The following is a 25579-nucleotide window of genomic DNA, read 5'->3' as shown; positions in this document are numbered from 1 at the left end:
GAACGGGGGCGGAACCGCGTTGCGGTTCATGGCCTCGGGTATGGGTCCCAGGGTAGGCCTCGTTTCCCTCGGCTCAACCCTGGGCTGGAGGGCGTAAGCCCGTTGGGCTATGGAGCTTTGGTGCTCCGCACGGAGCCGGGAAAGTCCCGCCATTTTGGGCCTAACGCCAACGGCGTTTCGTCCTCCAGCCCAGGGTTGCCGCGCGAATGCGGGGCTACCCTGGGTCTCGGTCGCGAGACAATCTACCTCGAAGAGGTTGCGCCCTGACCCCCGCGCAATGTTGAATCGAACGGGGGCGGAACCGCGTTGCGGTTCATTGCCTCGGGTATGGGTCCCAGGGTAAGCCTCGTTTCCCTCGGCTCAACCCTGGGCTGGAGGGCGTAAGCCCGTTGGGCTATGGAACCTTGGTTCCGACGTAGCAGGGCCTCTCGTCTCAACACGTGGCTTTCGCGGAGGGACCGGCTCCCCGTCTGGTCGGCGGGGAACCTTGGTGCTCCGCCTGGAGCCGGGACGATCCCGCCACTTTGGGCTTATACGCCAACGGCGTTTCGTCCTCCAGCCCAGGGTTGCCGCGCGAATGCGGGGCTACCCTGGGTCTCGGTCGCGAGACAATCTACCTCGAAGAGGTTGCGCCCTGACCCGCGTGCAATGTTGGATCGGACGGGACGGAACCGCGTTGCGGTTCATGGCCCCGGGTATGGGTCCCAGGGTAAGCCTCGTTTCCCTCGGCTCAACCCTGGGCTGGAGGGCGTAAGCCCGTTGGGCTATGGAACCTTGGTTCCGACGTAGCAGGGCCTCTCGTCTCAACACGTGGCTTTCGCGGAGGGACCGGCTCCCCGTCTGGTCGGCGGGGAACCTTGGTGCTCCGCCTGGAGCCGGGACGATCCCGCACTTTGGGCTTATACGCCAACGGCGTTTCGTCCTTCAGCCCAGGGTTGCCGCGCGAATGCGGGGCTAGGCGAGCGGCGAGGCTTGGTGCTCCGCCCGGAGCCGGGACGATCCCGCCACTTTGGGCTTATACGCCAACGGCGTTTCGTCCTCCAGCCCAGGGTTGCCGCGCGAATGCGGGGCTACCCTGGGTCTCGGTCGCGAGACAATCTACCTCGAAGAGGTTGCGCCTTGGCCCCCGTGCAATGTTGGATCGAACGGGGGCGGAACCGCGTTGCGGTTCATGGCCTCGGGTATGGGTCCCAGGGTAGGCCTCGTTTCCCTCGGCTCAACCCTGGGCTGGAGGGCGTAAGCCCGTTGGGCTATGGAACCTTGGTTCCGACGTGGCAGGGCCTCTCGTCTCAGCACGTGGCTTTCGCGGAGGGACCGGCTCCGTCTGGTCGGGGTGGAAGGTCTACGTTGTCCCAAAACAGGGAATCCCTGATCGTAGGGAGACCCGGTTTGCGGTATCCTCGCTTCATTATGATCTGGACGATATTCGTGATTCTACTCGGACTCTGGCTGATCGGGATGGCGACCGCCGTCACCATGGGCGGGCTCATCCATCTCCTCCTGGTCTTCGCGGTGATCGCTTTGATCGTCCGCCTGATGCAGGAACGTCGGGTCTGATGGCGCCAACGCGCAACTCCCGCTTCCAAAGGTAGTCGGCGTCCCTACGCGAATTGCCCCGCCACCCAACCGGACGACCAGGCCCACTGGAAATTGTAGCCGCCGAGCCACCCGGTGACGTCCACCGCTTCTCCAATGAAAAAGAGTCCGGGCACCGTTCCCGCCTCCATCGTCTTGCTGGATAATTCCCGGGTGTCGACTCCTCCGATCGTAACTTCCGCCTTGGCGTATCCCTCGGTCCCTCCGGGAATCACCCGCCATTGACGCAAACCGCCGATCCATTCCTCCGCTTCCACGCGGCTCAATTGCGCGACCGGCTTCTCGGCCAACCGCGACGGCAGCCAAACTTCCACGAATCGCCTCGGCAAGAGCCGCGCCAACCAATTGCCGGTCTTCATCCCCGACCGCATTTCCCGCTCCAACGCCTCCGGCGTCATCTCCGGCAACAGATCGAACGTCACCGTCCCGCCCGGTCGCCAATACGACGAAACTTGCAAAATCGCCGGTCCGCTCAGCCCACGGTGGGTGAACAGCAAATTCTCCCGGAACTCCGGTCCCTCGTCGCAGCGCGCCACGGCATCGATGGAAATTCCACTCAGGCTCCGGAATCGCGTCGCATCCTCTCCCTTCCAGGTCAATGGCACCAAACCGGGCCGGGGTGGCGTCAGTTTCAATCCGAACCGCCGGGCCAGCCGATGTCCGAAATCCGTCGCCCCCATCTTCGGAATCGATAAACCACCACTCGCCACCACCACCGACTCCGCCCGGTGTTCACCCGTGGAACTGCGCACCAGGAAACGTTCGCCCTTTTCCACTTCCTCCACCCGCTGACCGGTCCGCACCGCGACCCCCGCTCGGGCGGCTTCGTCGAGCAACATCCGGACGATCTCCCGCGAACTGCCGTCGCAAAATAATTGACCGAGCTTCTTCTCGTGATACGGAATCCGGTGCCTCTCCACCAATGCGATAAAATCCGCCGCCGTGTAGCGGGCCAGAGCCGACCGCGGAAAGTGGGGATTGCCGCAAAGATATCGTTCCGGCCGCGCCCCGATGTTGGTGAAATTACAGCGCCCGCCCCCGGAGATCAGGATTTTTTTCCCGACCCGCTCCGCATGTTCGAGCACCACCACCGAGCGCCCCCGTTTCCCCGCCTCAATGGCGCACATCAACCCGGCCGCCCCACCGCCGATCACCACCACATCCCAATCGTTATTCATTGAACCGCAGATTACGCAGATTTCCGCAGATAAGCTGAAGAAGAATTCCGTTCTCTTCTATTAGTGTGCATTAGTGTTTATCAGTGGTTAAATGACGTCCTGAAAAGATGCTCTCCAGCCAGACGATCGCCCCAAATCCCATAAGAATCGCCAAGTTCCGGGCGATCCAGAGGGGATAATTCGGCGCTCCATCCGAGGCGCCGAAACAACCGCAGGTCACATCCAGACCCCGGGCCCAGGCGCTGGCGACCAATACGATGAAGACCACCATCATCCCGCTCAGCAGCAGCAGTGCTCCGTCCCGCTGCACCCGGGCGATCAACGCCACGCCGCACAGCAGTTCCAGCCACGGCAGATAAACCGCCACCAGCCCCGCTAATCCGAGTGAAACCACCTCGAAATTCGCCACGTCGACCTGGAACGCCGCTGGATCGAGCAGCTTGATTCCCCCGCTGTAAACGAACAACCCCCCGAGCCCGATCCGCATGACCAGACCGGCGATCCACCGCCAATCGGTCCATCTGCCGTCGACCGGTCCCCTCATCGCTTCGCCCCTTGTTTCGACCATTCGTTCCAACCCCCGCGAAGAACAAAAATTCCTTCGCTGGCGAGATCCCGTCGCAATCGTTCCGCCACCGCGTGACTCGCCTGACACTGGGCTCCGCCGCAGTAAACCACCACGGGCCGGTCCGGTTCCCACACCATCATCACGTCGAGAAACAATCCCTCCCATTCGTCCTCGTTCAGCAACATCGCCCCCGGGACGTGTCCCGACTCGAATTCCCCTCGACTGCGGGCGTCGAGCCATAGGGCCTCCTTCCAGCCCAAAGCCATCTCCAACCGCACTTCTCCCGGCCCCAGCGGCGGCTCGGCCCAGACCGGCGGATCCGAATGAAACACCCCCGTCAAAACCGCCGCCGGCACCGCCAGCAAAAGCAGAACCGCCGCCTGTCGTAAAACCCTGAACCAAACCCCCGTCATTTACCTGAGCAAAGTGTCATCAAAACCCTGAAAATCAAGTCCCGACCCACCAACCCCGGATGGGAACGCAAGTGATTACCTGAAAAGAGCAGTGGATAGCCGCGAAGAGGCGCAAGATCCTCAAAAAGAAGAGCCATTCAGGAGTACTGGATGGGTGTTTTTTCTAATCGCTGCGTATTTTAGAGCGATTCTCAAAAGTTTTCTGAAATTACGCTGAGAGGGCTAGCGCGAAGACCGGCTGAAGCCGGGACTCCAACCTTGAACGGCTTGTCAGGTTGGAGTCCCGCATTTATGCGGTCTTCACAGAGCGGGAGCCTCCCGGGAGAAGCATATTGGAAACCGAGATTCATCGACGGGATTTCTTAGGGAATTTTCGAGAATCGCTATATTTTCTAAGTTTTGAGTTTTTTGTGTTTCTTCGCGGCTATCAAATTCCCCGTTGAACTGCCGGTTTCCCTTCGCGCCCTTGAGCGAAGCGGGCGGTAAAATCCGTCAGCCTAAGCCTGTCCGAACCAACCGTGTCCACCGGCCCCTTCGACCCCGGAGTGAACATTTCCTCCCCGCCGGTGTCTTCCAACCGGAAGGTCAGTATACATCCGCATTTTCAGAAAAATTCACCTTTACACCGGCCGCTGTTTGGTCTAGATCTTTCAACCGTCATCTACGATATGCTTCGTTCTTGCACACGTCCGACCGTCCGCGCGAAATGCTCGCTGGGCGGATTCGTTTTTCTGGCGCTCGCCGCTTTGGCCGCACCTTTGGCCGCTCAATTGACATGGGAAACCACCCAGATCCAGCAGGACCTGGCTTTGGGACAGGAGCATTCGGAAGCGGTTTTCCGGTTCGAAAACACCGGCAAATACCCGGTCGAAATCCGATCCACCTCCTCCAGTTGCGGGTGCACCACCGCTGAACTTGCTCAAACGATTTATCAACCGGGGGATAGGGGAGAAATTCGCACCCGGTTCACCGTCGGTGGAAGGACCGGGACCCGCCGGAACTCGGTCCAGGTCCAGACCGACGATCCTTCCGCGCCGACCACGACCCTCGTTTACGCGGTGGAGATTCCGACGGTGGTCACGATTTCTCCCCGTCTGTTGCAATGGCGGGTCAATTCCGAGCCCGAAGAACGGACGATCCGGGTCCAATTGAACCCGGAAGCGGGATTAAAAATCACCGGGGTCACGGCCGACAATGAAAACTTCAAGACCACTGTGACCGAAGGGGATGCGCCCGGGGAATACCTGGTGGCCCTGACCCCCCTCGCAACTAATTCCTCGGACCGAGCAGTTTTCGCTTTACAAACTGATCCAAAAATTCAAAATCAGCCTAATTTCTCTTTCTATGCGTTTGTCCGTTGACTCCGAATTTCGGTGAAAACCCCTGGTCTCCTCAGATGAGGAGTTCGGGTGAAACGCGCTTAAAACATAAACAGAAAATCGCAACCAGATCTGCTACGAAGGTAAGATCGCTTAAACCAAACATCGAAGAGAACAAAAACACACTATGAAAACAAAATCCCTCCTCGCAATGGCCGTAGCCCCGATGATCCTGGGTGCGCCATTACTCACCCACGCCGAATCGGTCACCACCGACCCGGTCGGGTTCGTGAAGACAAATTTGCCAACAGGGAATAGCCTTCTGGGTATTTCAATGGTCAATCCAGCAGTCTTCGCGGCTCAAATCGAATCCGTCGAATCCAATGGGGTTGTTGTCGGCGGAAGCTCTGTTGATTTTGACGATTATTTGACGTCAGGGGTTGCATACTTCTTGGAGATCACATCGCCTTCGGATGTTGCCGGTCACCGCTTTGAGGTTAACGGTGCTGCGACGATTACCGATGGAAACAATAAAATTCACATCACTTCATCTTCTCTCAATACGGCCGATCTCTCGATTTTGAACGGTGAAGATAGTGCTAAATTTGTGATTCGCCCGCACGTTACACTTGGGCAATTGACCCAAGAATGGGGTGCGGAAAATCTCCGGGCCGGAGATGTGATTTTTATGTTGAACAGTTCTGGCGTCTATGCGCAATATGCGTATAGCACAACCTCTGGGAACTGGACCGAAGGCCCCTTTAATCGCAATTCCCTCGTGATTCCATCCGGAGTTGGTTTTTGGTTTTCACGATCAAGTACCGATGTGACGGAAGGAGTTTTTACGGGAGAAGTTAGGAATAACCATTTTGTGCAGCCATTGGTTGCCGGTCTACAGTTGATATCCCAAGGGTTTCCTGTGGCATCAAATTTGGCCTTTGCCAAGGTTGTCGATGATAATGTTATTCCACAGCGTAACCTTTTGGCTGGAACAGTGGAACAACCAAGTAGCGTTAACCTAACTAATGGAGATATTTTATTCCGTTGGACCGGCTCTACCTATCAACAGTTGAATTATTCTGCTTCAAATGATCGTTGGAATGAGGGGCCGTTCAACCGAACTCTGGATGATATGTTTCAACCTACCACCGGTGTTTTCTTGAACCTTGCCGTTGCTTCGCCGAATTATACGCACATGAACCCTGTTCAGAATTAAAACAGATTAAGACTTTCTCGCTTGGGAAAACAAAAAACACGTAAAAAACATGAAGAAACTTCTATTAATTGCTAGCTCGTTCGTAGTCGCTGCCGGGTTGAGCGCTCAATCCGTGAGCATCACTTATCAATCCGATTTTGACGGTAACCAGAATCCGTTGAGATTTGGTGGTGCGCCTCTGACCACTGATTTTACAGTTGAATTGATCAGTTTGGGAGGGGCTTCATACGACTTCTCTGGCTCTCAAATTCAGCCAAGCGATGCTGCTTCGATCTTTGGAAGTCGCATTGCATTAGATTCCACTCAATGGTCTTTTGACGTTGCTGGATCTGGATTGACTGGATTTTGGGAGACCGTGACCTTCAACGCCTCGAATCCTTATCCAGCTGGTGCCGCTGGAACCCAAGGTTATATTTTTATTTATAACTCCTTGGATTTTAATAGCACGAGCACTGAGTGGTTGCTCATCACGAATAATAGTTGGACATTCGTGAATCCTGCTCAACCACCTCCAGCAGTACCCGCATTCAGTTTGGCGAATGCCGGCAACTATACTGTAGTTGGGAGCATGGATGGCAGTGATTTCTTGGCCGCTCAAGTCATTCCGGAGCCTTCGACTTATGCTCTGATCTTCGGTCTCGGTATCCTCGGTTTCCTCGGATATCGCCGGGTTCGTAAATAAGCTGTAGGATTTCCGATCCTTTCAGAGCCGTAATCCCGTTCGGGGTTACGGCTCTTTTTTTTGACGAAAGTGCACCCATTGATGATTTCGTAGGTCAAATAATAGGGGCTTCAGTCGTCGGTCGGGTGACGGACTAAGAAAAACCCATGACGCGGATTCATTCACACATGTTACTGGTTCTTCTCTTCGGACTTTGTCTGGCGCTTTCGGGGGACGCGGATGCGCTGCCTAATTATGGCCATGTGCTTGGTGCTGAATCTTTGTATTGGGAGTCTGGGGGAGACCGGCTCTGGACGGTTGATGAAGAAGGTGGACGGGAGGGGGGGGATGCGGTTCGCAGCGGGGCGATTGGTCACAACCAGTCTTCTTTTCTCGAAACTTATGTGACCGGCCCAGGTGTTCTTTCATTCTGGTGGAGAGCATCGTCTGAGCCGGTTTATGATCGGCTGACATTGCAAATTGGGGGCGAGGAACGGAAGTCGTTATCGGGTGAAAGCGGCTGGCAGTATGTGGAGAAGGTCATTGCCCCCGGCACCAATTTTCTGCGGTGGACGTATGCCAAGGATGTGAGTGTCAGCCAAGGGGACGACGGAGGGTGGTTGGAGGAGGTCCGCTTTGTCCCCACCGGAGAGATTGGTGAGCCCGGTATTTTGGAGCAACCACAGTCACTGCAGGTGGATCCCTTCGATGAGGTCACGATCTCGGTTCGGGTCACGGGCAATCCCCATCCGGCGGTCCAATGGTTCAAAGACGGGAGTCCGATCGAAGGGGCCACTCACGTCAATCACCGGATTGAACGTGTTGGGGTCGAGGACCTCGGTTCTTTTCATGTCGAGGTGACGAATGAGTTCGGAACCGAGACCAGCGATGCCGCGCTATTGACCTATCGCGACGTCGGGATTTTCTTTCAGTCCGATTTTGAGGGACTCCCAGTTGGCCATGGAACTCTCGCCGGAAATGAAGGGTGGTCCCAGAAGAACGCGTCCGGTTCTCAGGGGATCAAGGCCAATGCTTTTCCTTTCGGGCGCGCGGCCTATCTGGGGGAGACCCCGCCCGAGGTCGCTGCTAATCCGGCCTATCTCTGGCAGAGAATCGAGGCCGATGTGCTCGCCGGCGAAGTGCCGGAAGTGGTTTTCGTGATGGACCTCGGAGTCTGGGATTCCAATAACTCCCAGTATGATGATTTCCTTATTCAGCTGCGGAACTCCGCCGGGGCGCTCCTCGGTGAGCTCCGGTTTGAGAATCTAACGCTCAGAATCTTCTTTGGCGACGGCGTCCGGGAGACGTTCTCGGGTCGCTTTTTTGAAAATGATCGCTTTCACCGCCTCCGGATCGTCGTCGATTTCGAGCGTAATCTTTGGAGCGCCTCTCTTGACGGTGAAATTATCTTTCCATTGCGCGCATTCGCGGCCCCGAATCGCGTTCGCGACCTGGGTGACTTCATGCTTGCGTGGCGAGTGCGGAACATTGACTCACCCGGGGATAATTTTTTGGCCTTCGACAACCTGGCCATTTACGCGAGGTCGCCTGAAACGGTCCGGGACCTCCCGGGCGGATTGGCCCCGCAGAATTTCACTTGGTCGAGCGGCGGAAACGAGGTTTGGTTCGTCCAGAACGCGGTCACTCCCGATGGAGGTTACGCCGCGCAGAGCGGTGCGATCGGTCATAATGGAACTACTTGGCTGGAAATCGAAGTGGAAGGGCCGGGAACTCTGACCTTCTCTTGGAAGGTATCATCGGAACAACATTTCGATTTGTTGCGCTTTTATGTGAATGGAGCGGAACAGGCCAGACGATCGGGCCCTCTGGATTGGCATTCGTTTTCGACTCGGCTGGAGCCCGGGTCGAATGTTTTGCGATGGGAATACAGCAAGGATGGAAGTGTCAATTGGGGGTGGGATACCGCTTGGGTCGGAGGGATCGAGTATCTGCCGGACGATCTCCGACTCACCTATTGGGACTGGCTCGAACTCGAAGGGCTTTCCGGGGCCGAGGGTGATCCATCGGCCGATCCGGGGGGAATAGGTATTCCGAACCTCTTGCGTTTCGTCCATGGCATCCCGATTACGGACGCCTCGCGCGCCGGCCTTCCCCGTCCGATTCGTGCTGACGGAGGAATCGGATTGGAGTTTGTCAGGACCCGTGATATCCGCGGAGTCGATATCCGGCTGGAAGGCACGGAGGACCTGGGAACCTGGACGGCTCTGGGTGCGGCGGAAGAGATTTTCGAAGAGGGCGATCGCGACCGGGTAACTTTGCGAATCGCCGAAGAGCCGGTTCCCGGCTATTTCCTACGCCTGAGGGTGAGGTTGAACGACGATTAATCCTCGGAAAGAGAGGTGGCGTACCTGCTTGGAGGCGCATTCGGCGGCTGGAGGCGGTGGCCGAGGTCAGCCAAAAGACGTCAGGTCTTGACTCTTGACAAGGCGTATGGAATTGGATCTTCCCCAGCGATTTATCAAAGCTGAAGAGCTGACGTCTTTTGCGTCTGCGGCCGGTTAGGTCAGCCAAAAGACGTCAGGTCTTGACTCTTGACAAAGGCGTATGGAATTGGATCTTCCCCAGCGATTTATCAAAGCTGAAGAGCTGACGTCTTTTGCGTCTGCGGCCGGTTAGGCAGCATCAACCGCGCGTATGGATGGTAATTTATCGACGCGCGACATTTCACTACGTTCGGCCGCCCCCGCCCGCTGCGGTCGGGCGGCAAAGCCAACCCGACTACACGTATCCTGCGCCTGGGGGTGAGGTTGAACGACGAGTAGGCCCGAGGTGGTGTGTCTGCTTGCAGGCGCATTCGGCGGCTGGAGACGGTGGCCGAGGAAATCCCAGGGGCGCGAGCAAGCGCGCACGCAACGGAGAGTGGCCGCGGAGCCGCTCAAGGTGAGTGTCTATGACCAGGGGACGGATATATTTGGTGGTTCGAGAGAAGCGGTTGACACTGGTTTCACAGCTCAAGGCCCATTGCCTTGCGGAATTGAAGTGGGTGAATCAGACTGGGGAGGCTATAATCATCACGCGGATTTTGAAGATCCCGAAGAATCTCCCTTGTGCGACCGCCAAGTTTATCGCGTTGGAAGCTTACAACCTTCCGAAGCCCTTTCGTCGCGATCCCGCCGACCGCCAGATCGTCGCTTGCGCGCGATTGCACGGCCTGACCTTGTTGACCGCGGATGCCCGGATCCTCAATTGGGAGCATGTCGCGACGTTGGATGCCCGAGTGTAGGGTGCGTTTCGGTGGAGCGGCGTGGGGTGTTGGTGACAAAATCATTGATGGCAGAATCATTTTCAAGGTAAAGCTGGGGATTGTTTTTTCTGTTGTCTTAACCGGGAGCCGGTAGGGTGGTGACGTGCGGAATCGATGGGGATTGTTTTTGATGGTTTGTTGTATTGCCACGAACGGGCCGGTTTTCGGAATGGTCTGCGTCGATGGTGATGGGTTTTCGGCTGAGTTGCGCCAGGCGGCGTCATTGTATGACGCTGGTTAGCAGGGGAACGATGATGCGTTGCTGGAGGCGATCACGATTCTGGAGCGGCTGCGACGGGGACGGGAGGTGGAGCCGTTGAGGCGAGTCAGCCAAAAGACGTCAGGTCTTGACTCTTGACAAAGGCGTATGGAATTGAATCTTCCCCAGCGATTTATCAAAAATGAAGAGCTGACGTCTTTTGCGTCTTCGGCCGGTTAGGCAGCATCAACCGCGCGTATGGATGGTAATTTATCGACGCGCGACATTTCACTACGTTCGGCCGCCCCCGCCCGCTGCGGTCGGGCGGCAAAGCCAACCCGACTACACGTATCCTGCGCCTGGGGTGAGGTTGAACGACGAGTAGGCCCGAGGTGGTGTGTCTGCTTGCAGGCGCATTCGGCGGCTGGAGACGGTGGCCGAGGAAATCCCAGGGGCGCGAGCAAGCGCGCACGCAACGGAGAGTGGCCGCGGAGCCGCTCAAGGTGAGTGTCTATGACCAGGGGACGGATCTATTTGGTGGTTCGAGAGAAGCGGTTGACACTGGTTTCACAGTTCAAGGCCCATTGCCTTGCGGAATTGAAGTGGGTGAATCAGACTGGGGAGGCTATAATCATCACGCGGATTTTGAAGATCCCGAAGAATCTCCCTTGTGCGACCGCCAAGTTTATCGCGTTGGAAGCTTACAACCTTCCGAAGCCCTTTCGTCGCGATCCCGCCGACCGCCAGATCGTCGCTTGCGCGCGATTGCACGGCCTGACCTTGTTGACCGCGGATGCCCGGATCCTCAATTGGGAGCATGTCGCGACGTTGGATAGCAGGCTGTAGGGTGCGTTTCGGTGGGGCGGCGTGGGGGGTTGGTGACAAAATCATTGATGGCAGAATCATTTTCAAGGTAAAGCTGGGGATTGTTTTTTTCTGTTGTCTTAACCGGGAGCCGGTAGGGTGGTGACGTGCGGAATCGATGGGGATTGTTTTTGATGGTTTGTTGTATTGCCACGAACGGGCCGGTTTTCGGAATGGTCTGCGTCGATGGTGATGGGTTTTCGGCTGAGTTGCGCCAGGCGGCGTCATTGTATGACGCTGGTTGGCAGGGGAACGATGATGCGTTGCTGGAGGCGATCACGATTCTGGAGCGGCTGCGACGGCGGGGACGGGAGGTGGAGCCGTTGACGCGGGCCTACTATGGGAGTGCGGCGATTGCCCGGGCGCGGATGGTGCCGGATTTACAGAAGAGGCGATGGTTGCGGATGGGAGCGGCCGAGTTGGATCGTGCGGTGGAAACGGCGCCGGAGGATCTGCAGGTGCGTTTGTTGCGGGCGGTCAGCTTGGCGGTGCTGCCGCGGATGGCTGGTCAGCCAAAAGACGTCAGGTCTTGACTCTTGACAAAGGCGTATGGAATTGAATCTTCCCCAGCGATTTATCAAAGCTGAAGAGCTGACGTCTTTTGCGTCTGCGGCCGGTTAGGCAGCATCAACCGCGCGTATGGGCGGTAATTTATCGACGCGCGACAATTTCACTACGTTCGGCCGCCCCCGCCCGCTGCGGTCGGGCGGCAGAGCCAACCCGACTACACGTATCCTGGTCAGCCAAAAGACGTCAGGTCTTGACTCTTGACAAAGGCGTATGGAATTGAATTTTCCCCAGCGATTTATCAAAGCTGAAGAGCTGACGTCTTTTGCGTCTGCGGCCGGTTAGGCAGCATCAACCGCGCGTATGGGCGGTAATTTATCGACGCGCGACAATTTCACTAGGTTCGGCCGCCCCCGCCCGCTGCGGTCGGGCGGCAGAGCCAACCCGACTACACGTATCCTGCGCCTGAGGGTGAGGTTGATCGACAAGTAGCCCCGAGGTCGTGTGTCTGCTTGCAGGCGCATTCGACGGCGGGAGGCGGTGGCCGCGAGGAAACCCCAGGGCGCGAGCAAGCGCGCACGCAACGGAGAGTGGCCGCGGAGCCGCTCAAGGTGAGTTCTATGACCAGGGGACGGATCTATTTCGTGGTTCGAGAGAAGCGGTTGACACTGGTTTCACAGTTCAAGGCCCATTGCCTTGCGGAATTGAAGTGGGTGAATCAGACTGGGGAGGCTATAATCATCCCGCGGAGGGGGAAGGCGATTGCGCGGATCGAGCCAATTGAGTCGGGGGACGACCAAGAGGTTAAGCTCGGTTCCAAGGCAGGGAATGCCCGGATCAATCGGGATTTGGTCGGACTGGACTTCGATGAGGAATGGGAAAGGGAGAGGTGAGGCTGCTATTGGATACCCACGTCTGGATTTGGGCCGTTGTAGACGCTACAGATCGCTCTCGGATTTTGAAGATCCCGAAGAATCTCCCTTGTGCGACCGCCAAGTTTATCGCGTTGGAAGCTTACAACCTTCCGAAGCCCTTTCGTCGCGATCCCGCCGACCGCCAGATCGTCGCTTGCGCGCGATTGCACGGCCTGACCTTGTTGACCGCGGATGCCCGGATCCTCAATTGGGAGCATGTCGCGACGTTGGATGCCCGAGTGTAGGGTGCGTTTCGGTGGGGCGGCGTGGGGTGTTGGTGACAAAATCATTGATGGCAGAATCATTTTCAAGGTAAAGCTGGGGATTGTTTTTTCTGTTGTCTTAACCGGGAGCCGGTAGGGTGGTGACGTGCGGAATCGATGGGGATTGTTTTTGATGGTTTGTTGTATTGCCACGAACGGGCCGGTTTTCGGAATGGTCTGCGTCGATGGTGATGGGTTTTCGGCTGAGTTGCGCCAGGCGGTTGAATTGTATGACGCCGGTTGGCAGGGGAACGATGAGGCGTTGCTGGAGGCGATCACGATTCTGGAGCGGCTGCGACGGGGACGGGAGGTGGAGCCGTTGACGCGGGCCTACTATGGGAGCGCGGCGATTGCCCGGGCGCGGATGGTGCCGGATTTACAGAAGAGGCGATGGTTGCGGATGGGAGCGGCCGAGTTGGATCGTGCGGTGGAAACGGCGCCGGAGGATCTGCAGGTGCGTTTGTTGCGGGCGGTCAGCTTGGCGGTGCTGCCGCGGATGGCTGGGAGGATGGAGACGGCGGAGTCTGATTTTGAGTGGTTGGTGGCCCGGGCTACGGAAGAGGGAGATCGTTTGGCGGCGGGGTGTGGTCAGGTGATTTTCTATCATGCCGGCTCGTTCGCGATGAGGAACCGGGACTCCCGGGCGGTGGAATGGCTGGAGACGGCCGTCGCGATCGGGGAGACCGGGGAAATCGAGATGGAGCGGGTCGAACGAGCGCTACAGCTTGCCAGACGCCTTTTTTCCCGTGAGGATGGGGCGCATCATGATTGACGAGTTGGATCAGGTTTTGGTGACGGAGGAACAACTGGCGACCCGCACGGGCGAGTTGGGCGAGGAAATCAGTCGGTTTTACGCGGAGGAGGAGGAAGTGACGGTGGTGGCGATCATCAACGGCGCCCTGTTTTTCACCGCCGATCTGCTCCGCCGGATCGACTTGCCGGTCCGGCTCGATTGCACCCGTATTTCCAGTTACCGCAACGAAACCGTCTCCCAGGAGCCGGAGGTTTTATACAACGTCACCCTGGAAGTGGAGAACCGTCACGTCCTGGTGATCGACGACATCCTGGACACAGGGAAGACCCTTTCGAAGATCACCGAAATGTTCAAGAAGTTGAACCCTCAGTCACTGCGCACCTGCGTCTTGTTGGAGAAGCAAGGTCGCCGCGAAATTCCTTTCAAGGCGGATTGGGTCGGGTTCAGAATCCCCGATAAGTTCGTGGTCGGTTACGGCCTCGATTTCGCCGAACGCTACCGCAACCTCCCCTGCATCGGCGTGTTGAAGCCCGAATTCCAGAATCCCCCGGAGTGGACGTAGCGGCACGCTTCGCGCGCATAGACGATAGCTAGATTCCATCCGAAAAGGGTTTTTACGAGCGGCGATTGTTTGATTGAAGATGGATGTTTGGTGGATGGGTGGAATCCGGCACCCCCAAAGGCAGTAACCAAACAGTGAATACGGTCCGAATCGTCGTTTTGGAACCAAATTGAGCAGGATCGGTACAGGACCGATCCTCCGTCTTCGACGTTCTTTGTTTGGAATGACGGGGGGACCTCGCTCAAGCGACTTGGCACCGTCGTTTTCGCTTTCGCAGCAGGATCGTCCGACACGCATTGTAGGCCAGGCACTTCTCCAAAAATTCCTCGCGGGCTGCCGCAATGCCTGTCCGGCTGAGTTGGCCGAAGTCGAAGCCATACTTCAGGCAAAACATTAAAGACTCCACGGCCGAACGGCCGGCCCGGGCCAGGCGATACTCCTCCCCGTCCCAGTCCTCGCCAAGGAGCTTCTTTCCCTTCGATCCACTGATGCTGACGATCTCCACTCCCAACTCCCTGACCCGATCATGGCCCTCCCGCGAAGAATAGCCGTCGTCCACGCTGGTCAGGTGCGGTATGACTCCAGTGTTGGCGATCGCTCTTTCCACCATCGGCACCAGGTTGGAGGAATCGGAGGTGTTGCCTGAATCGACCTTCAGCGCGACGACATATCCATTGGCGCTTCGGGCCAATTGCGGCTTGTAGCCGATGACCGGCTGGCGACCTCCCTTTTGGATGTAAGCCGCCGAGCGGTCGTGAACGCTCAAGACGCGCTCGGTCGAAGGAAAGGTTTTTTCTTCGAAAATGCGTTGGCGCATTTGTTCGAGCGACTTCGTGGCGAGGTGCAGACTCTCGACAAACAGATCGACACGCGCTTTGGCCTGTTGGCGCAAGCTGGGCAGGATCCGCCCGTTGTCGAGTCGTTCGTTCCAGCTTGCCTCCACGCGCTTGAACTCGTTATCCGCATGGCAAAGAAGTTTGGCCGCCAACTCAATGAACTCCCGGCAAAACTTCTGGAACTTCTTCTTTTTCTTAGCGTTAAGATTGATTTGAAAAGGCTTTTTCGAGAGCTCTTCGAGGTAGCTCTCCATGCGTCCCGGGCGGATATTTGCCAAACCGAAAAGCTCGAACTTGCGGCCGATCTCATAAAGGCGCCGGGCCAGGACGAAGATGGTCTTGGCATCGGTCGGCCAGCACGAATTGGCCTTGGTCGCGGTACTATCGATCAGGACCTGATCGAAGCTGTCGAGCTCTTCCCGGCTGGCCCGGTTTAACTGGGCGGAAAGGATCGCCTCACGCGTTTCAAGGCTGATCGCATTGAGCAACTCGCTCATGGTCGAACGCCCCGGCAGGCTCAGCCCGCGTCCGACCAGAAAAGCTTCCAGGCTTTTGGACTCGCCCATGAAATCCAGCGCTTCCTTGTTGGTGCAGGAGCCGTGATAGCCGCGCGTCAACAGCAAAACCCCCGCTACCGCGCCAGGCATTCGTGGCCGCCCTTGTTCGAGCACCTCCAGTTTACCCGGCAGTTTCCGGCCCTTGGCATCGAAGCGTGGCGGCGGAAAACTTTCGGGAAGGTTTTCGAGCCCGGCCAACGCACCGTTTTGGCTCTGGAGAAAAAGACGGTCGGCCCGCCGAAGCTTCTTTTTCTCCAAGCCGTGCCGGTCGAGATCGGCCTCGATTTTCACCACCAAATCGGGCCTCGAATCGAATAAATCGGCACTTTCGGCCAAGAACTCGCTGAAATCCGTGCTCGCGGCGTAATAAAAGTTATTGAAACAGGGCGTGAAATGTGCAGGATTGCCGTTGGCCTCAGTTGTTGAACTATGGTTAGGTTTAGTCATTTAACCACAACAGCTTGAGGCCGCTTGTATTTCAAGCTTAAATACGGTTAATATTCCCGTTTTCCTGGCCGATTTTCGATAGCCAATCACCTTTTCGGACACGCTCTAGCTAATAAACGATAGACGATGAAGGAGGCCAAGCCTCCTAATTTATAATTCTCTTAGGTAGCCGGTTTTGCGGTAGACTTTGGAGAGCATTTTGTTGGCGCGGACCTGGGCGTGTTCGGCGCCGGATTTGAGAACGTCGTTGAGATATTCCTTATTGGCCATCAGATCCTGGTAACGGCGTTGGATCGGTTCGAGTTTGGCGATGACGGCGTCGGCTACGGCCTTCTTAAAAGTGCCGTAGCCGGAGGAGGAGAATTCGCTTTCGAGGTCGGCGATGGTGCGTCCGGTCACTCCGCTGAAGATGGTGAGGAGATTGGTGATGCCTGGTTTGTCGTCGGCGGCCCGGACCTCGTTGCCGGAATCGGTGACGGCGGAGAGGAGTTTTTTGCGGGTCACTTCGGGCGGATCAAGGAGGAGGATGTACTCGTTGGCGTTCTCATCGGTCTTCGACATCTTCTGCGCCGGATTCTGCAACGACATGATCCGGGCTCCGGTCTTGCCGATAAACGGTTCCGGGATTTTGAAGGTGTCGGAATAGGTCGTATTGAAGCGTTGGGCGAGGTTGCGGGTCAATTCGAGGTGTTGTTTTTGGTCTTCTCCGACCGGGACGAGGTCGGCGTTGTAGAGGAGGATGTCGGCGGCCATCAGGATCGGGTAATAGAGCAGTCCGGCGTTGACGCTGGCGCCCGGCCTGGACGACTTGTCCTTGAACTGGGTCATCCGTTGAAGCTCTCCGATCGGGCAGAGGCAGCCGAGGATCCAAGCCAATTCGCTGTGGCCGGTGACGTGGGACTGGATGAAAATGTGGGAGGTGGCGGGGTCGAGGCCGCAGGCGATGTATTGGGCGACGAGGGCCTGGGTGCGGCGGCGCAGTTCCGCCGGGACGTAGCGGACGGTGATCGCGTGCATGTCGGCCACCGGGAAGTAGCAATTGTAATCCCGTTGCATCGCGGCCCAGTTCTGGATCGCCCCGAGGTAATTGCCGAGGGTCATATCCCCCGACGGCTTGGCGCCAGTCAGAATCAAAGGTTTGTCGGTTGAGTCGGGCATGGTATTGGCGAAAAAATGCGAATGCGAAACGAGCAATTCCCGACCGTGGCTTCCCGGCGCAAAACGCCGACTTATCCAGTGGTCGGGGCGAAACAACAAACGATGGAAACGGACCCGAAACGGGTCAAGGAGAATGGCAAAGGGGGATCGCGGGATCGATCAAACCATTCGAAGTAATCCTCAAACCCCATCCGCCGGTGCGTTCCACTTTGACTGACGGGGAGATGATCATTTTTGGGTTTTGGGAAAATATCGATTTCACTTTTTAGCGGCCATCTTCAGTTTGTCTTCTTATGAATCGAATGACCTGGGATGTGGAATTGTTGAAGGAGGCCGGACGGATGTTCGGATTGCGGGGCGCCTTCGTCGAAGGAGGCCCTTTCGGAAGCGGCCACATCAACGACACCTTCGCCGTCACCTACGATCAAGGGGGGAGTCGGGTCCGCTACATCCACCAGCGGCTGAATTCCAAGGTTTTCAAGGATCCGGTCCGGCTGATGGAAAATGTCGAACGGGTTTGCCGGCATGCCGCGGCGAAGGCGGCGGAAGTGGCGCCGGCGGGGGAGGTCTCCTCCCGGCGGGCGTTGACCCTGGTGCCGACGGTCGAAGGGGCCCCTGCCTGGATTGACGATGCGGACGACCATTGGCGAACGTTTTTCTTCATCGAAGGGGCGGCCACCCATGATGTGATCGCCAGCACCGGTCAGGCGCGGGAAGCTGCCCGGGCCTTCGGCGCGTTCCAGGCGATGTTGGCCGATCTGCCGGCGAAGGATCTGCACGAGACCATCCCGGATTTCCATCATACCCGGAAGCGGTTGGAGACTTTGAAGATGGCGGCGGAGGCCGATAAACACGGACGATTGAAGGAAGTCAGCGCCGAGCTCGACTTCGCGCTCTCGCGGGAGGCGCTGGCCGGGTTGCTTCTCGGTTTGGCGGCGGAGGGGGCGATTCCGATCCGGGTCACCCACAACGACACCAAGCTGAACAACGTCATGCTCGACAACGTCACGGGCGAGGGTGTTTGTGTGATAGATTTGGATACGGTGATGCCGGGACTTTCCCTTTATGATTTCGGGGATATGGTTCGGACGGCGGTCAGTCCGGTGGGGGAGGACGAACGCGACCTCTCAAGGATCCAGGTGAGGACGGAGATGTTCCGGGCGTTGGCGGAAGGTTTTTTGGCGACGGCCGGTTCGTTTTTGAATCCCGCGGAAAAGGACCATTTGGTGACGGCGGGTCAGTTGCTGGCCTATGAAAACGGAGTCCGCTTTCTGACCGATTATCTGTCCGGAGACGTCTATTTCAAAACCCACTGGGAGGGGCACAATCTCGACCGATGTCGCGCCCAATTCGCCTTGTTGCGGGACCTCGAATCCCGGGAGGCGGAGCTGCGGAAGATCGTGGATACGATTTAAGCGGAGGGGACGGTCGATCCGGTTTTTGCGCGAAGCGCTTTGGAGTGCGGTGCGTCCCCGCACCGCTTTTGGAATGGTCGGCGATGGTCGCACGCCCGGCAGCCATTCGACTGCCGGAGGTCTTTCGCACGCTCAAAAGCTCCGCGGGGACGCGGAGCACTCCAAAGAGGCTCCGCCTCGAAAAGCAGCGTGCGTCTTCGTTTTCGCGCGAAGCGCTTTGGAGTGCGGTGCGTCCCCGCACCGCTTTTGGAATGGTCGGCGATGGTCGTGCGCTCGGCAGTCCTTTGACGGCCGGAAACTCTTTCGCACGCTCCGAAAGCTCCGCGGGGACGCGGAGCACCAAAGAGGCTCCGCCTCGAAAAGCAGCGTGCGTCTTCGTTTTCGCGCGAAGCGCTTTGGTGCGGTGCGTCCCCGCACCGCTTTTGGAATGGTCGGCGATGGTCGCACGCCCGGCAGCCATTCGACTGCCGAAACTCTTTCGCACGCTCCGAAAGCTCCGCGGGGACGCGGAGCACTCCAAAGAGGCATCGCCTCGAAAAGCCAAGTTTCATTGGATTTTGTTCGCCGGGCGCAGCCCAGGGAAATGGGGCGGCAAAGCCAACCCCACTACTTTGAGGACGATTTGTGTCAGCGGAATGAGGGTGTTCTGAAATGATAAATATTATGTTTTTGAACATTTTTTATTGACGATGTTCGGCGGTTCGGGTGGAATCGACATCGAGTCTTGTTGTGAAGCGGTTCAAAAATTTGAGCGATAAACGAGCCTCATTGGCAGCACCCAAACCCTACTATGATACTCGTTAAACCATTTTGGGTTCCCGTTTCAGTCCTTCTTCTGGTCGTTATCGCACTGGCTGGCCCGGAGGGCCGGGCGCAGGTCTTGCTGAACGAAACGTTCGAAAGCTATGGGGCGGAGATCAGTTTGCATGGCCTGAATCCGGGGGATGGGAATCCGGCGAATTGGATCGTCGGCAATGCGTCGCCCGGGACCAAAGGGGCGAATGTCGTGCCGGGTTCGTCGACCGGCGGGACGGGCGCGAACCAGCGGGTCGGGCGTTACTTTTACACCACGCAGGCGACCAGTAGTCTACCGACGATGCGCCGGTTGTTTGCCCCCACGGGAGTCATGATTCGGACGACTTTCAAGATTCGGATCGAAGACCCCGCGGCCGGCACTCATCAAGTGATTTTGGCCGGTACCACTGAGGGAGGAACCGCCGGTCGCTTTCGGTTCAGTCCGACCTCCTTCGGGGTCCTTGGCGCCAATAGCGGGCCGGGGGTAGGGACGGGATCGATCGAGACGATCATCAGCAACGTCCGGCTGGGCGATTGGTATGAGGTGACGATGACGTTGGATCCGGTGAGTCAGACCTTTTGGGCGAGCGTGGAGAACCTCGACAACACTTCCCCCGGGCAATCCGGGGTCTCGGGGATCCATTACTTTTGGAGTAATATTTCGGTGATCAACCGGTGGTCGGTGGAGCAGGCGACCAGTCATCCGGCCGGTGCCTTGTTCGACGACATCTTGGTTGAGGTGGTCCCGGAGGAAATCCCGCCCTTGCGGGTTGATCTGCTGCCGCCGACCTCCGAGGGCTATTTTCGGATGAATGTTTTCGATCCGACGAAAGGAACGATCGGGATCGATGCCTCGACGGATTTGGTCGACTGGAAAATCGTCGTTTTCGAGGAGGAGACGGATGCGGCGGGGATTTATGAGTTCGTCGACACGGAAACCCATGCCTTCGACCGCCGGTTTTATCGGGCGCTCCGGCGGGAGGTTGGGGAGTTTCCCGAATTGCCGGGTGGAGCTCTCACCCGGATGCCGAGCCGCTCGCTGACGGTGGACGGGCGCCTGGAAGGGGAGACCGCTTTGGTGATCCAGGAAGGGACGCTGGAGTGGGAGATCTACGACGCGCCGGGGCCGGATTATTTCATCGAGTTTTGGATGCGGCCGGTCGATTGGAATCCGCTCGACGGAAGCGCGGTGCATCTGGCGGAGTTTTCCATCGGATCCGACGTTTATCTTTTGGAGAAGCTGGCGGATGAAACCACCGTGGTGATGCGGAAGGAAGGCGGAATCATTCGCTCGTACCCGGTTTACGCCTGGGACGAGTCGGAGTGGGTGCATTCGATGTCCCGGGTGCGTCCGTTTCAGCGCAGTGTCGGCTGGCACCATGTGGTCATCACGATCGCCGGGGCGGAAATGCTTGTCACCATCGATGGATTCACCTCCCGGGTCACCGCCCTCGCCGACGTCCATGGATCTTTGAATCGCTTCGCTCTGCACGGCAATCCCGGGACCGCCATCCAGGACCTGGTGATCGCTTCGGGCGGAACTTTAAACCCGACGACTCTTCGGAGCCGGTTCTTGAACCGGCTGATGGGGTTGGCGGACAACTAAAACGTGGCGGATCGAATCAAATGGAGTCGAATTCGGCAGATCCAAAAATGTTAAATTTCTATTTTTTGTATTTTTTGGATTGACCAGATTCCCTCGTGCTCATTACTTATATGATTATGAACCCTGAAAATGTCGGTTGCTTGAAAAATGGTTATGTTTCGCGGAACCGTTCCGGTTTTACGCTGATTGAACTTCTCACCGTCATCGCCATCATTGGTATCCTGGCGGCGATCCTCATCCCTGTTGTTGGCACCGTTCGTGAGCGCGGTCGCCAGGCGAAATGTGTTTCGAATCTTCGGCAAGTCACGATGTCGTCATTGTTGTACGCGTCCGAAAACAACTCGATGATTCCCTTTTACTATTATGATCCGGGCGGTGAGGAGAACAACGAACTCTGGTGGCGTCCCGCTTTGATCGTCGCGGGTTATTTATCCGGTTATGACGCCACACTCTGTCCCTCTCTCTTGCCGCCGAACGAGAGGACGACCCTGGATCACGCCGTGTCCGATTTCAACGCATACGGGATGCGCCGGAACGAGACGGGTGCGGTGGGGTTTCGGACAACCCGCAGGGACGTGGAAGGAAGGAGCGTCACGTCTATCGATCTTTATCTGAGCCTTATCGAAGACGCTAGTCGTTATCCCCTCTTTGGTGATAGCGTGGTTCCCTTGGATTACGGAGACGCGGCTCGCGCCGGCCTGCAATGGCACCGTTTGAGCATGAATCCTGGTGGGGGTGGGCTCCATCTCCGGCACGGGGGGCGAGGTAACGTCGCTTTTTTGGACGGCCACGTTGAAAGCCTGGAGCAAGGCAACGCCGGCAACTTTGGCTTTGTCAGAGGTTTCGATGAGAATACGGCTCCGGTCACCTTCGGGTCGACCATCAATTAAGCCGGATTCTTAAGACAGACCCAACACTCAATCCTATTAATCACCCGAACACAGGACCCTGTAATGAAAATACTTAGCAGACTACGTTTCACCGTTCCCGTCGCGGTTCTATTCGCCTTGTGTGTGGCCTCAGCGCAAGCGCAAATCTTGCTCGACGAGAATTTCGAGTCGTATGACAATAACGTCACCTTGCACAATAGGAACCCAGGCGACGGAAATCCGAACAACTGGGAGGCGGGTATGTCCCTCGCCGACCGAGGCTCTCGCGTTTTCGAGGGATCATCCACCGGAGGTTCCGGAGCGAATGAACGGATCGTCCGTTTTTATTACGAACCGGTGGACAGTGGGCTTACCTATCCCCATATGCGTCGGCTATTTGCGGACACTGAAACCGAAGTGCGGACAAGCTTCAAGATTCGCATCGACGACCCGGATTCGATCCGGCATCAGGTGATCCTTCAACGCAGGGTCGGGAGTTCGACCTCTTCGCCGGTCAGGTTCCGGTTTTCGGCGACCGGATTTACCGTCTTGGGAAGGCCGAATCCTCCGTCGACCGTCGACCCGGGAGAGATCGAAGAGGTTATTGTCGACGATGTTATCATTGGAGACTGGTATGAGGTTGTTGTGACGGCCGATCCCGTTTCGCAAACCTTTTGGGCGTCGGTTCGGAATCTGGACAACGATCAGCCGGGGCAATCTGGAATTTCCCCTCCGGTTTATTTCTGGACCGATGTCAATATGGTCAACCGGTGGTCGGCCGAACAGGCAAGCCTTGGCTCACTGGGGGCTTCCTTTGACGATATCATCGTCGAATTGGTCCCCGACGAAGTGGAGCCGTTGCAGGTGAACATTCTTCCGGTCACCGCAGAAGGGTATTTCCGGATGAGTGTCCTGGGCGAACCGGAGCGGAATTTCTCGATCGAGGCTTCGACGGATTTGACGGGTTGGGATGATGTCGTGACCGGTGCCGTGATCGACCATACTGGGGAATATGAGTTCACCGATACCGCAGCCTCAACTCTTAACCGCCGTTTTTACCGGGTTCGTTCCGAGTAATTGAAACACACTACCGGGGACACTCTCTTTCCGTTTGAAGAGGGTGGCCCCGGTCTCTATCCCGGATGCGGGAAGATTGGCTTTCTGGGTAGCAGGGGTGGCGCGGCTGCCCTGTTTTTTCCGTCGCCGATCGCTCGAACCGTCGCTGTCGGGCGGCGAAGCCAACCCGATTACTGCAATGAAGACCTCACTATGCGTTTGACGATGATATCACGACTCCTTGGCAGGTTCTGCGGCGCGGGCGGCACGATTTTCGCGATCGGCTTTGCGGTCGGCCTCGACGCCTCCGTTTACGAACGGAAGTGGACGGCGGCGGAGTTGGAGCAATCGATCGACGATAGCGCCGTCTGGTTAAACAGCGACATCGGCAGATCCGAGACCGTCCCCACTCCATGGATACCGATGGCCGTCGACGGGCAGACCATCACCATGTGGGGGCGCTCCTACGAATACAACAATTCCATCCTGCCGGTCCAGATGCGGAGCCAAGAGACCGATTTGCTCGGGGGCAGGCCCTCGGTGCAGATCCGTTCGGGAGGGCTCTGGCGCGAGTTCAACTTCGCGACGGTCGTGATCAATCAGATCCACGACGGATTGGTCCGGGCGGTGGCGACATCCCAAACCGCGACGTTCACCCTCGAGATGGAGGTCGACTACGAATATGACGGGATGGGGAAGGTCCGTCTTCGCCTGACGGACTCGGGCAACAATACCATCGACCGGGTGCGGCTCAATATCCCGGTGTTGGCGGATCAATCGATCTTGTTCAACGTCACCGGCTCTCGTTCCAACATCCTGGTAAACGGCGCTCCGAGTCCCGGCGCGGCGCTTCCCCCCTTGTCGGATTCCGGTGTTGTCGCCGATACGGGCCTTTTTCTCGACGCCTTTCGGGAGTTGATCTGGGTCGGCAATCAGAACGTCGGATTGTCATGGTTCGCCGACGGGATGATGGGTTGGGAGATCTCGAACGAAACAGATATCCAAGTGATCGGACCGAAGCAGAACGGCGTGCGCGTGTTCCGGGTGAAGTTGGCCGACCGGGCCTTTTCCTTGAACCACCCCTTTGAGGTGGTCTTCGGTATCCAGGCGACGCCGATGCGGCCGCGGCCCGAGGACTTCCGCTCCCGGGTCGGCTGGACCGCCGGATCGGCGCAGACTCCGTTTTTATGGCAGTGGAGATGGGGCGACGGCTTTTATTACCCCTTTCAAGACACCTATCCGGAGGCCGCCCGGCAGGATGTGGAAGCGAACCGCGCGATGGGACGGGAAATCATGCCGGCTTCTTCGCTCGAATACATGGGCGCTTATCGGTTTTCGCGGGGCAAATTCGGATTGCTCGATTTTCCGGGGCTGATGCATCGGGAGGTCCTTTTGTGGCAAAATGTTTGGCGTCAAGTCCGGGTGTTCAGCGGAACTCCGGCGAACGCGGCCAGCCGGAAGGAGGCCGCCTTGCAGCGGAAGGCGGACGGCGATCCGGGAGGACGAACCGTCGAGGAGGTCCTTGCGATCAGTCGTCACACCGCACCCGGGGATGATTGGGACGGAGTGATGTGGGAACCCACCTCTTATCCGGACCGTTACTGTTTTAATTCTTCCTTCCAGGACTTTTATGTCTGGAAACTCCGGGAGTTGGTGTCGGCGACCGGACTCGGGGCGATCTATCTCGACCAGCAAATTTACCAGTGTGGGAATCCCGACCATGGTTGCGGATACATCGATTACAAAGGAGATTGGGCGCAGCAAGGAAACGTCTTCGCGTTGCGCGAGATGATGAAGCGAGTTTATACGGTCTTCTACGAAGAGAACGACGGTCGCGAACCATGGATCAAATGGCATTGTTCGCAGCAACTCGTGGTGCCGGCGATGTCGTTTATCGACATTTACTGGGATGGGGAAAAATACACCGACCCCAATCACGAGCGGAGCATCGTCGGCAGGGAGTTTTACAGCTCGTTTCTCGGGGAAGCGGTGATGCAGGTGCAGCACATGGGCAAGCCGTTTGGCTTCACGGCGGCGTTTATTCCGCAGATCACCCGGGACGAATTGCGTGGTTTGATTCCGTCGTCGCCGGGGTTGAGCACGGCGCGTGATATGATGGGATTGCTGATGGTCCATGACTCTCACATCGACGGGCATGCGACGCTGACCTATCACGGCGAATTGGTGAACCGGATACAAAACGCCCGGCTTTCGTACCCGCTCGATACGATGGGGGTCCATTATTATTGGGAGTCGGACACGGGGGTGTCGACCAGTCCCGGTTCGATCCGGTCGATCCTGCATTACGACGAGACGAAGGCCCTGTTGATCCTGTTCAACTGGGGCGACGAACTCGTCTTGTCGCAAACGACCCTTGACGGCGATCAGATCGGTGTCGGCCCGGTCGGAATCCGGGTGAAGGACGTCCTGACCGGAGCGAACATAGCGACGACCGGCAACGACATCGTGCTCGAAATGCTCCCCCGCGATTTCCGCATGCTGGAAATCGAGTGGGAATAAAGCAAAGGAGAACGGGCTTTTCAGCCTGTTTGCTCGGGACA

The 25579-nt window shown here is 57.5% G+C and carries 21 protein-coding genes; 16 read left to right on the top strand and 5 right to left on the bottom strand.

The window, feature by feature from the left end; translation table 11 throughout:
• Nucleotides 1–1410: 1410 nt before the first annotated feature.
• Nucleotides 1411–1557: a lmo0937 family membrane protein gene (locus tag ACWUI2_RS01120; protein WP_486981025.1), complete on the top strand. Its 147-nt coding sequence runs from the start codon at nucleotides 1411–1413 to the stop codon at nucleotides 1555–1557.
• 44 nt (nucleotides 1558–1601) lie between these two features.
• On the opposite strand, the gene ACWUI2_RS01115 is transcribed toward ACWUI2_RS01120, so the two are convergent.
• The 3 genes from ACWUI2_RS01115 to ACWUI2_RS01105 form a co-directional block, all read right to left on the bottom strand.
• Nucleotides 1602–2774 carry a BaiN/RdsA family NAD(P)/FAD-dependent oxidoreductase gene (locus tag ACWUI2_RS01115; RefSeq protein WP_486981024.1) on the bottom strand — a complete coding sequence of 391 codons (1173 nt, stop codon included), beginning with the start codon at nucleotides 2772–2774 and terminating at the stop codon, nucleotides 1602–1604.
• A gap of 70 nt (nucleotides 2775–2844) precedes the next feature.
• Nucleotides 2845–3342, bottom strand: coding sequence for a DoxX family protein (locus tag ACWUI2_RS01110; RefSeq protein WP_486981023.1), 498 nt, complete (start codon nucleotides 3340–3342; stop codon nucleotides 2845–2847).
• Nucleotides 3315–3755: a rhodanese-like domain-containing protein gene (locus ACWUI2_RS01105; RefSeq protein WP_486981022.1), complete on the bottom strand. Its 441-nt coding sequence runs from the start codon at nucleotides 3753–3755 to the stop codon at nucleotides 3315–3317. Before ACWUI2_RS01105 ends, ACWUI2_RS01110 begins: the two co-directional genes overlap by 28 nt.
• Before the next feature lie 668 nt (nucleotides 3756–4423).
• Between ACWUI2_RS01105 and ACWUI2_RS01100 the strand changes: the two genes are divergently transcribed.
• From ACWUI2_RS01100 to hpt, 10 genes are all read left to right on the top strand, one after another.
• Nucleotides 4424–5116 carry a DUF1573 domain-containing protein gene (locus tag ACWUI2_RS01100; protein WP_486981021.1) on the top strand — a complete coding sequence of 231 codons (693 nt, stop codon included), beginning with the start codon at nucleotides 4424–4426 and terminating at the stop codon, nucleotides 5114–5116.
• A gap of 145 nt (nucleotides 5117–5261) precedes the next feature.
• Nucleotides 5262–6290 (top strand): hypothetical protein, encoded by a 1029-nt coding sequence (locus ACWUI2_RS01095; protein WP_486981020.1) that lies wholly within the window; start codon nucleotides 5262–5264, stop codon nucleotides 6288–6290.
• A 49-nt stretch (nucleotides 6291–6339) separates the two neighbouring features.
• On the top strand, nucleotides 6340–6972 hold the full coding sequence (locus tag ACWUI2_RS01090; protein WP_486981019.1) for a PEP-CTERM sorting domain-containing protein: 633 nt from the start codon (nucleotides 6340–6342) through the stop codon (nucleotides 6970–6972).
• 167 nt (nucleotides 6973–7139) lie between these two features.
• Nucleotides 7140–9296 carry an immunoglobulin domain-containing protein gene (locus ACWUI2_RS01085; RefSeq protein ID WP_486981018.1) on the top strand — a complete coding sequence of 719 codons (2157 nt, stop codon included), beginning with the start codon at nucleotides 7140–7142 and terminating at the stop codon, nucleotides 9294–9296.
• 698 nt (nucleotides 9297–9994) lie between these two features.
• Nucleotides 9995–10195, top strand: coding sequence for a PIN domain-containing protein (locus tag ACWUI2_RS01080; protein WP_486981015.1), 201 nt, complete (start codon nucleotides 9995–9997; stop codon nucleotides 10193–10195).
• Nucleotides 10196–10928: 733 nt separating this feature from the next.
• Nucleotides 10929–11261, top strand: a complete 333-nt coding sequence (locus ACWUI2_RS01075; protein WP_486981017.1) for a PIN domain-containing protein — start codon at nucleotides 10929–10931, stop codon at nucleotides 11259–11261.
• A 152-nt stretch (nucleotides 11262–11413) separates the two neighbouring features.
• A complete protein-coding gene (locus ACWUI2_RS01070; protein WP_486981016.1) occupies nucleotides 11414–11812 on the top strand; it encodes a hypothetical protein in 399 nt (132 codons plus the stop codon).
• 932 nt (nucleotides 11813–12744) lie between these two features.
• On the top strand, nucleotides 12745–12945 hold the full coding sequence (locus ACWUI2_RS01065) for a PIN domain-containing protein (protein ID WP_486981015.1): 201 nt from the start codon (nucleotides 12745–12747) through the stop codon (nucleotides 12943–12945).
• Nucleotides 12946–13096: 151 nt separating this feature from the next.
• A complete protein-coding gene (locus ACWUI2_RS01060) occupies nucleotides 13097–13735 on the top strand; it encodes a hypothetical protein (RefSeq protein WP_486981014.1) in 639 nt (212 codons plus the stop codon).
• Nucleotides 13728–14279: a hypoxanthine phosphoribosyltransferase gene (gene hpt / locus ACWUI2_RS01055; RefSeq protein WP_486981013.1), complete on the top strand. Its 552-nt coding sequence runs from the start codon at nucleotides 13728–13730 to the stop codon at nucleotides 14277–14279. The genes ACWUI2_RS01060 and hpt overlap by 8 nt, the downstream gene beginning before the upstream one ends.
• A 241-nt stretch (nucleotides 14280–14520) precedes the next feature.
• Here hpt and ACWUI2_RS01050 read toward each other — a convergent pair whose 3' ends face one another.
• A complete protein-coding gene (locus ACWUI2_RS01050; RefSeq protein WP_486981012.1) occupies nucleotides 14521–16119 on the bottom strand; it encodes a transposase in 1599 nt (532 codons plus the stop codon).
• Between the two features lie 150 nt (nucleotides 16120–16269).
• Nucleotides 16270–17277 carry a tryptophan--tRNA ligase gene (gene trpS, locus ACWUI2_RS01045; protein ID WP_486981011.1) on the bottom strand — a complete coding sequence of 336 codons (1008 nt, stop codon included), beginning with the start codon at nucleotides 17275–17277 and terminating at the stop codon, nucleotides 16270–16272.
• A gap of 293 nt (nucleotides 17278–17570) precedes the next feature.
• On the opposite strand from trpS, the gene ACWUI2_RS01040 reads away from it, so the two are divergent.
• The 5 genes from ACWUI2_RS01040 (at nucleotide 17571) to ACWUI2_RS01020 (ending at nucleotide 25538) form a co-directional block, all read left to right on the top strand.
• The gene (locus ACWUI2_RS01040; protein WP_486981010.1) at nucleotides 17571–18692 is read left to right on the top strand and encodes a phosphotransferase enzyme family protein; all 1122 of its coding nucleotides are present in this window, start codon (nucleotides 17571–17573) and stop codon (nucleotides 18690–18692) included.
• A gap of 790 nt (nucleotides 18693–19482) precedes the next feature.
• Nucleotides 19483–21093: a hypothetical protein gene (locus ACWUI2_RS01035; RefSeq protein ID WP_486981009.1), complete on the top strand. Its 1611-nt coding sequence runs from the start codon at nucleotides 19483–19485 to the stop codon at nucleotides 21091–21093.
• Between the two features lie 116 nt (nucleotides 21094–21209).
• Entirely contained in the window at nucleotides 21210–21983 is a 774-nt protein-coding gene (locus ACWUI2_RS01030; protein ID WP_486981008.1) for a type II secretion system protein, read from the top strand.
• Between the two features lie 63 nt (nucleotides 21984–22046).
• A complete protein-coding gene (locus tag ACWUI2_RS01025; RefSeq protein WP_486981007.1) occupies nucleotides 22047–23039 on the top strand; it encodes a hypothetical protein in 993 nt (330 codons plus the stop codon).
• A 204-nt stretch (nucleotides 23040–23243) separates the two neighbouring features.
• Nucleotides 23244–25538, top strand: a complete 2295-nt coding sequence (locus tag ACWUI2_RS01020) for a glycoside hydrolase domain-containing protein (RefSeq protein ID WP_486981006.1) — start codon at nucleotides 23244–23246, stop codon at nucleotides 25536–25538.
• The last annotated feature ends 41 nt before the right edge of the window (nucleotides 25539–25579 follow it).

The organism is Verruconatronum alginivorum, from assembly GCF_056590205.1.
Note: the sequence above shows the minus strand (reverse complement) of the source record. Positions and strands in the feature narration are given on the sequence as shown.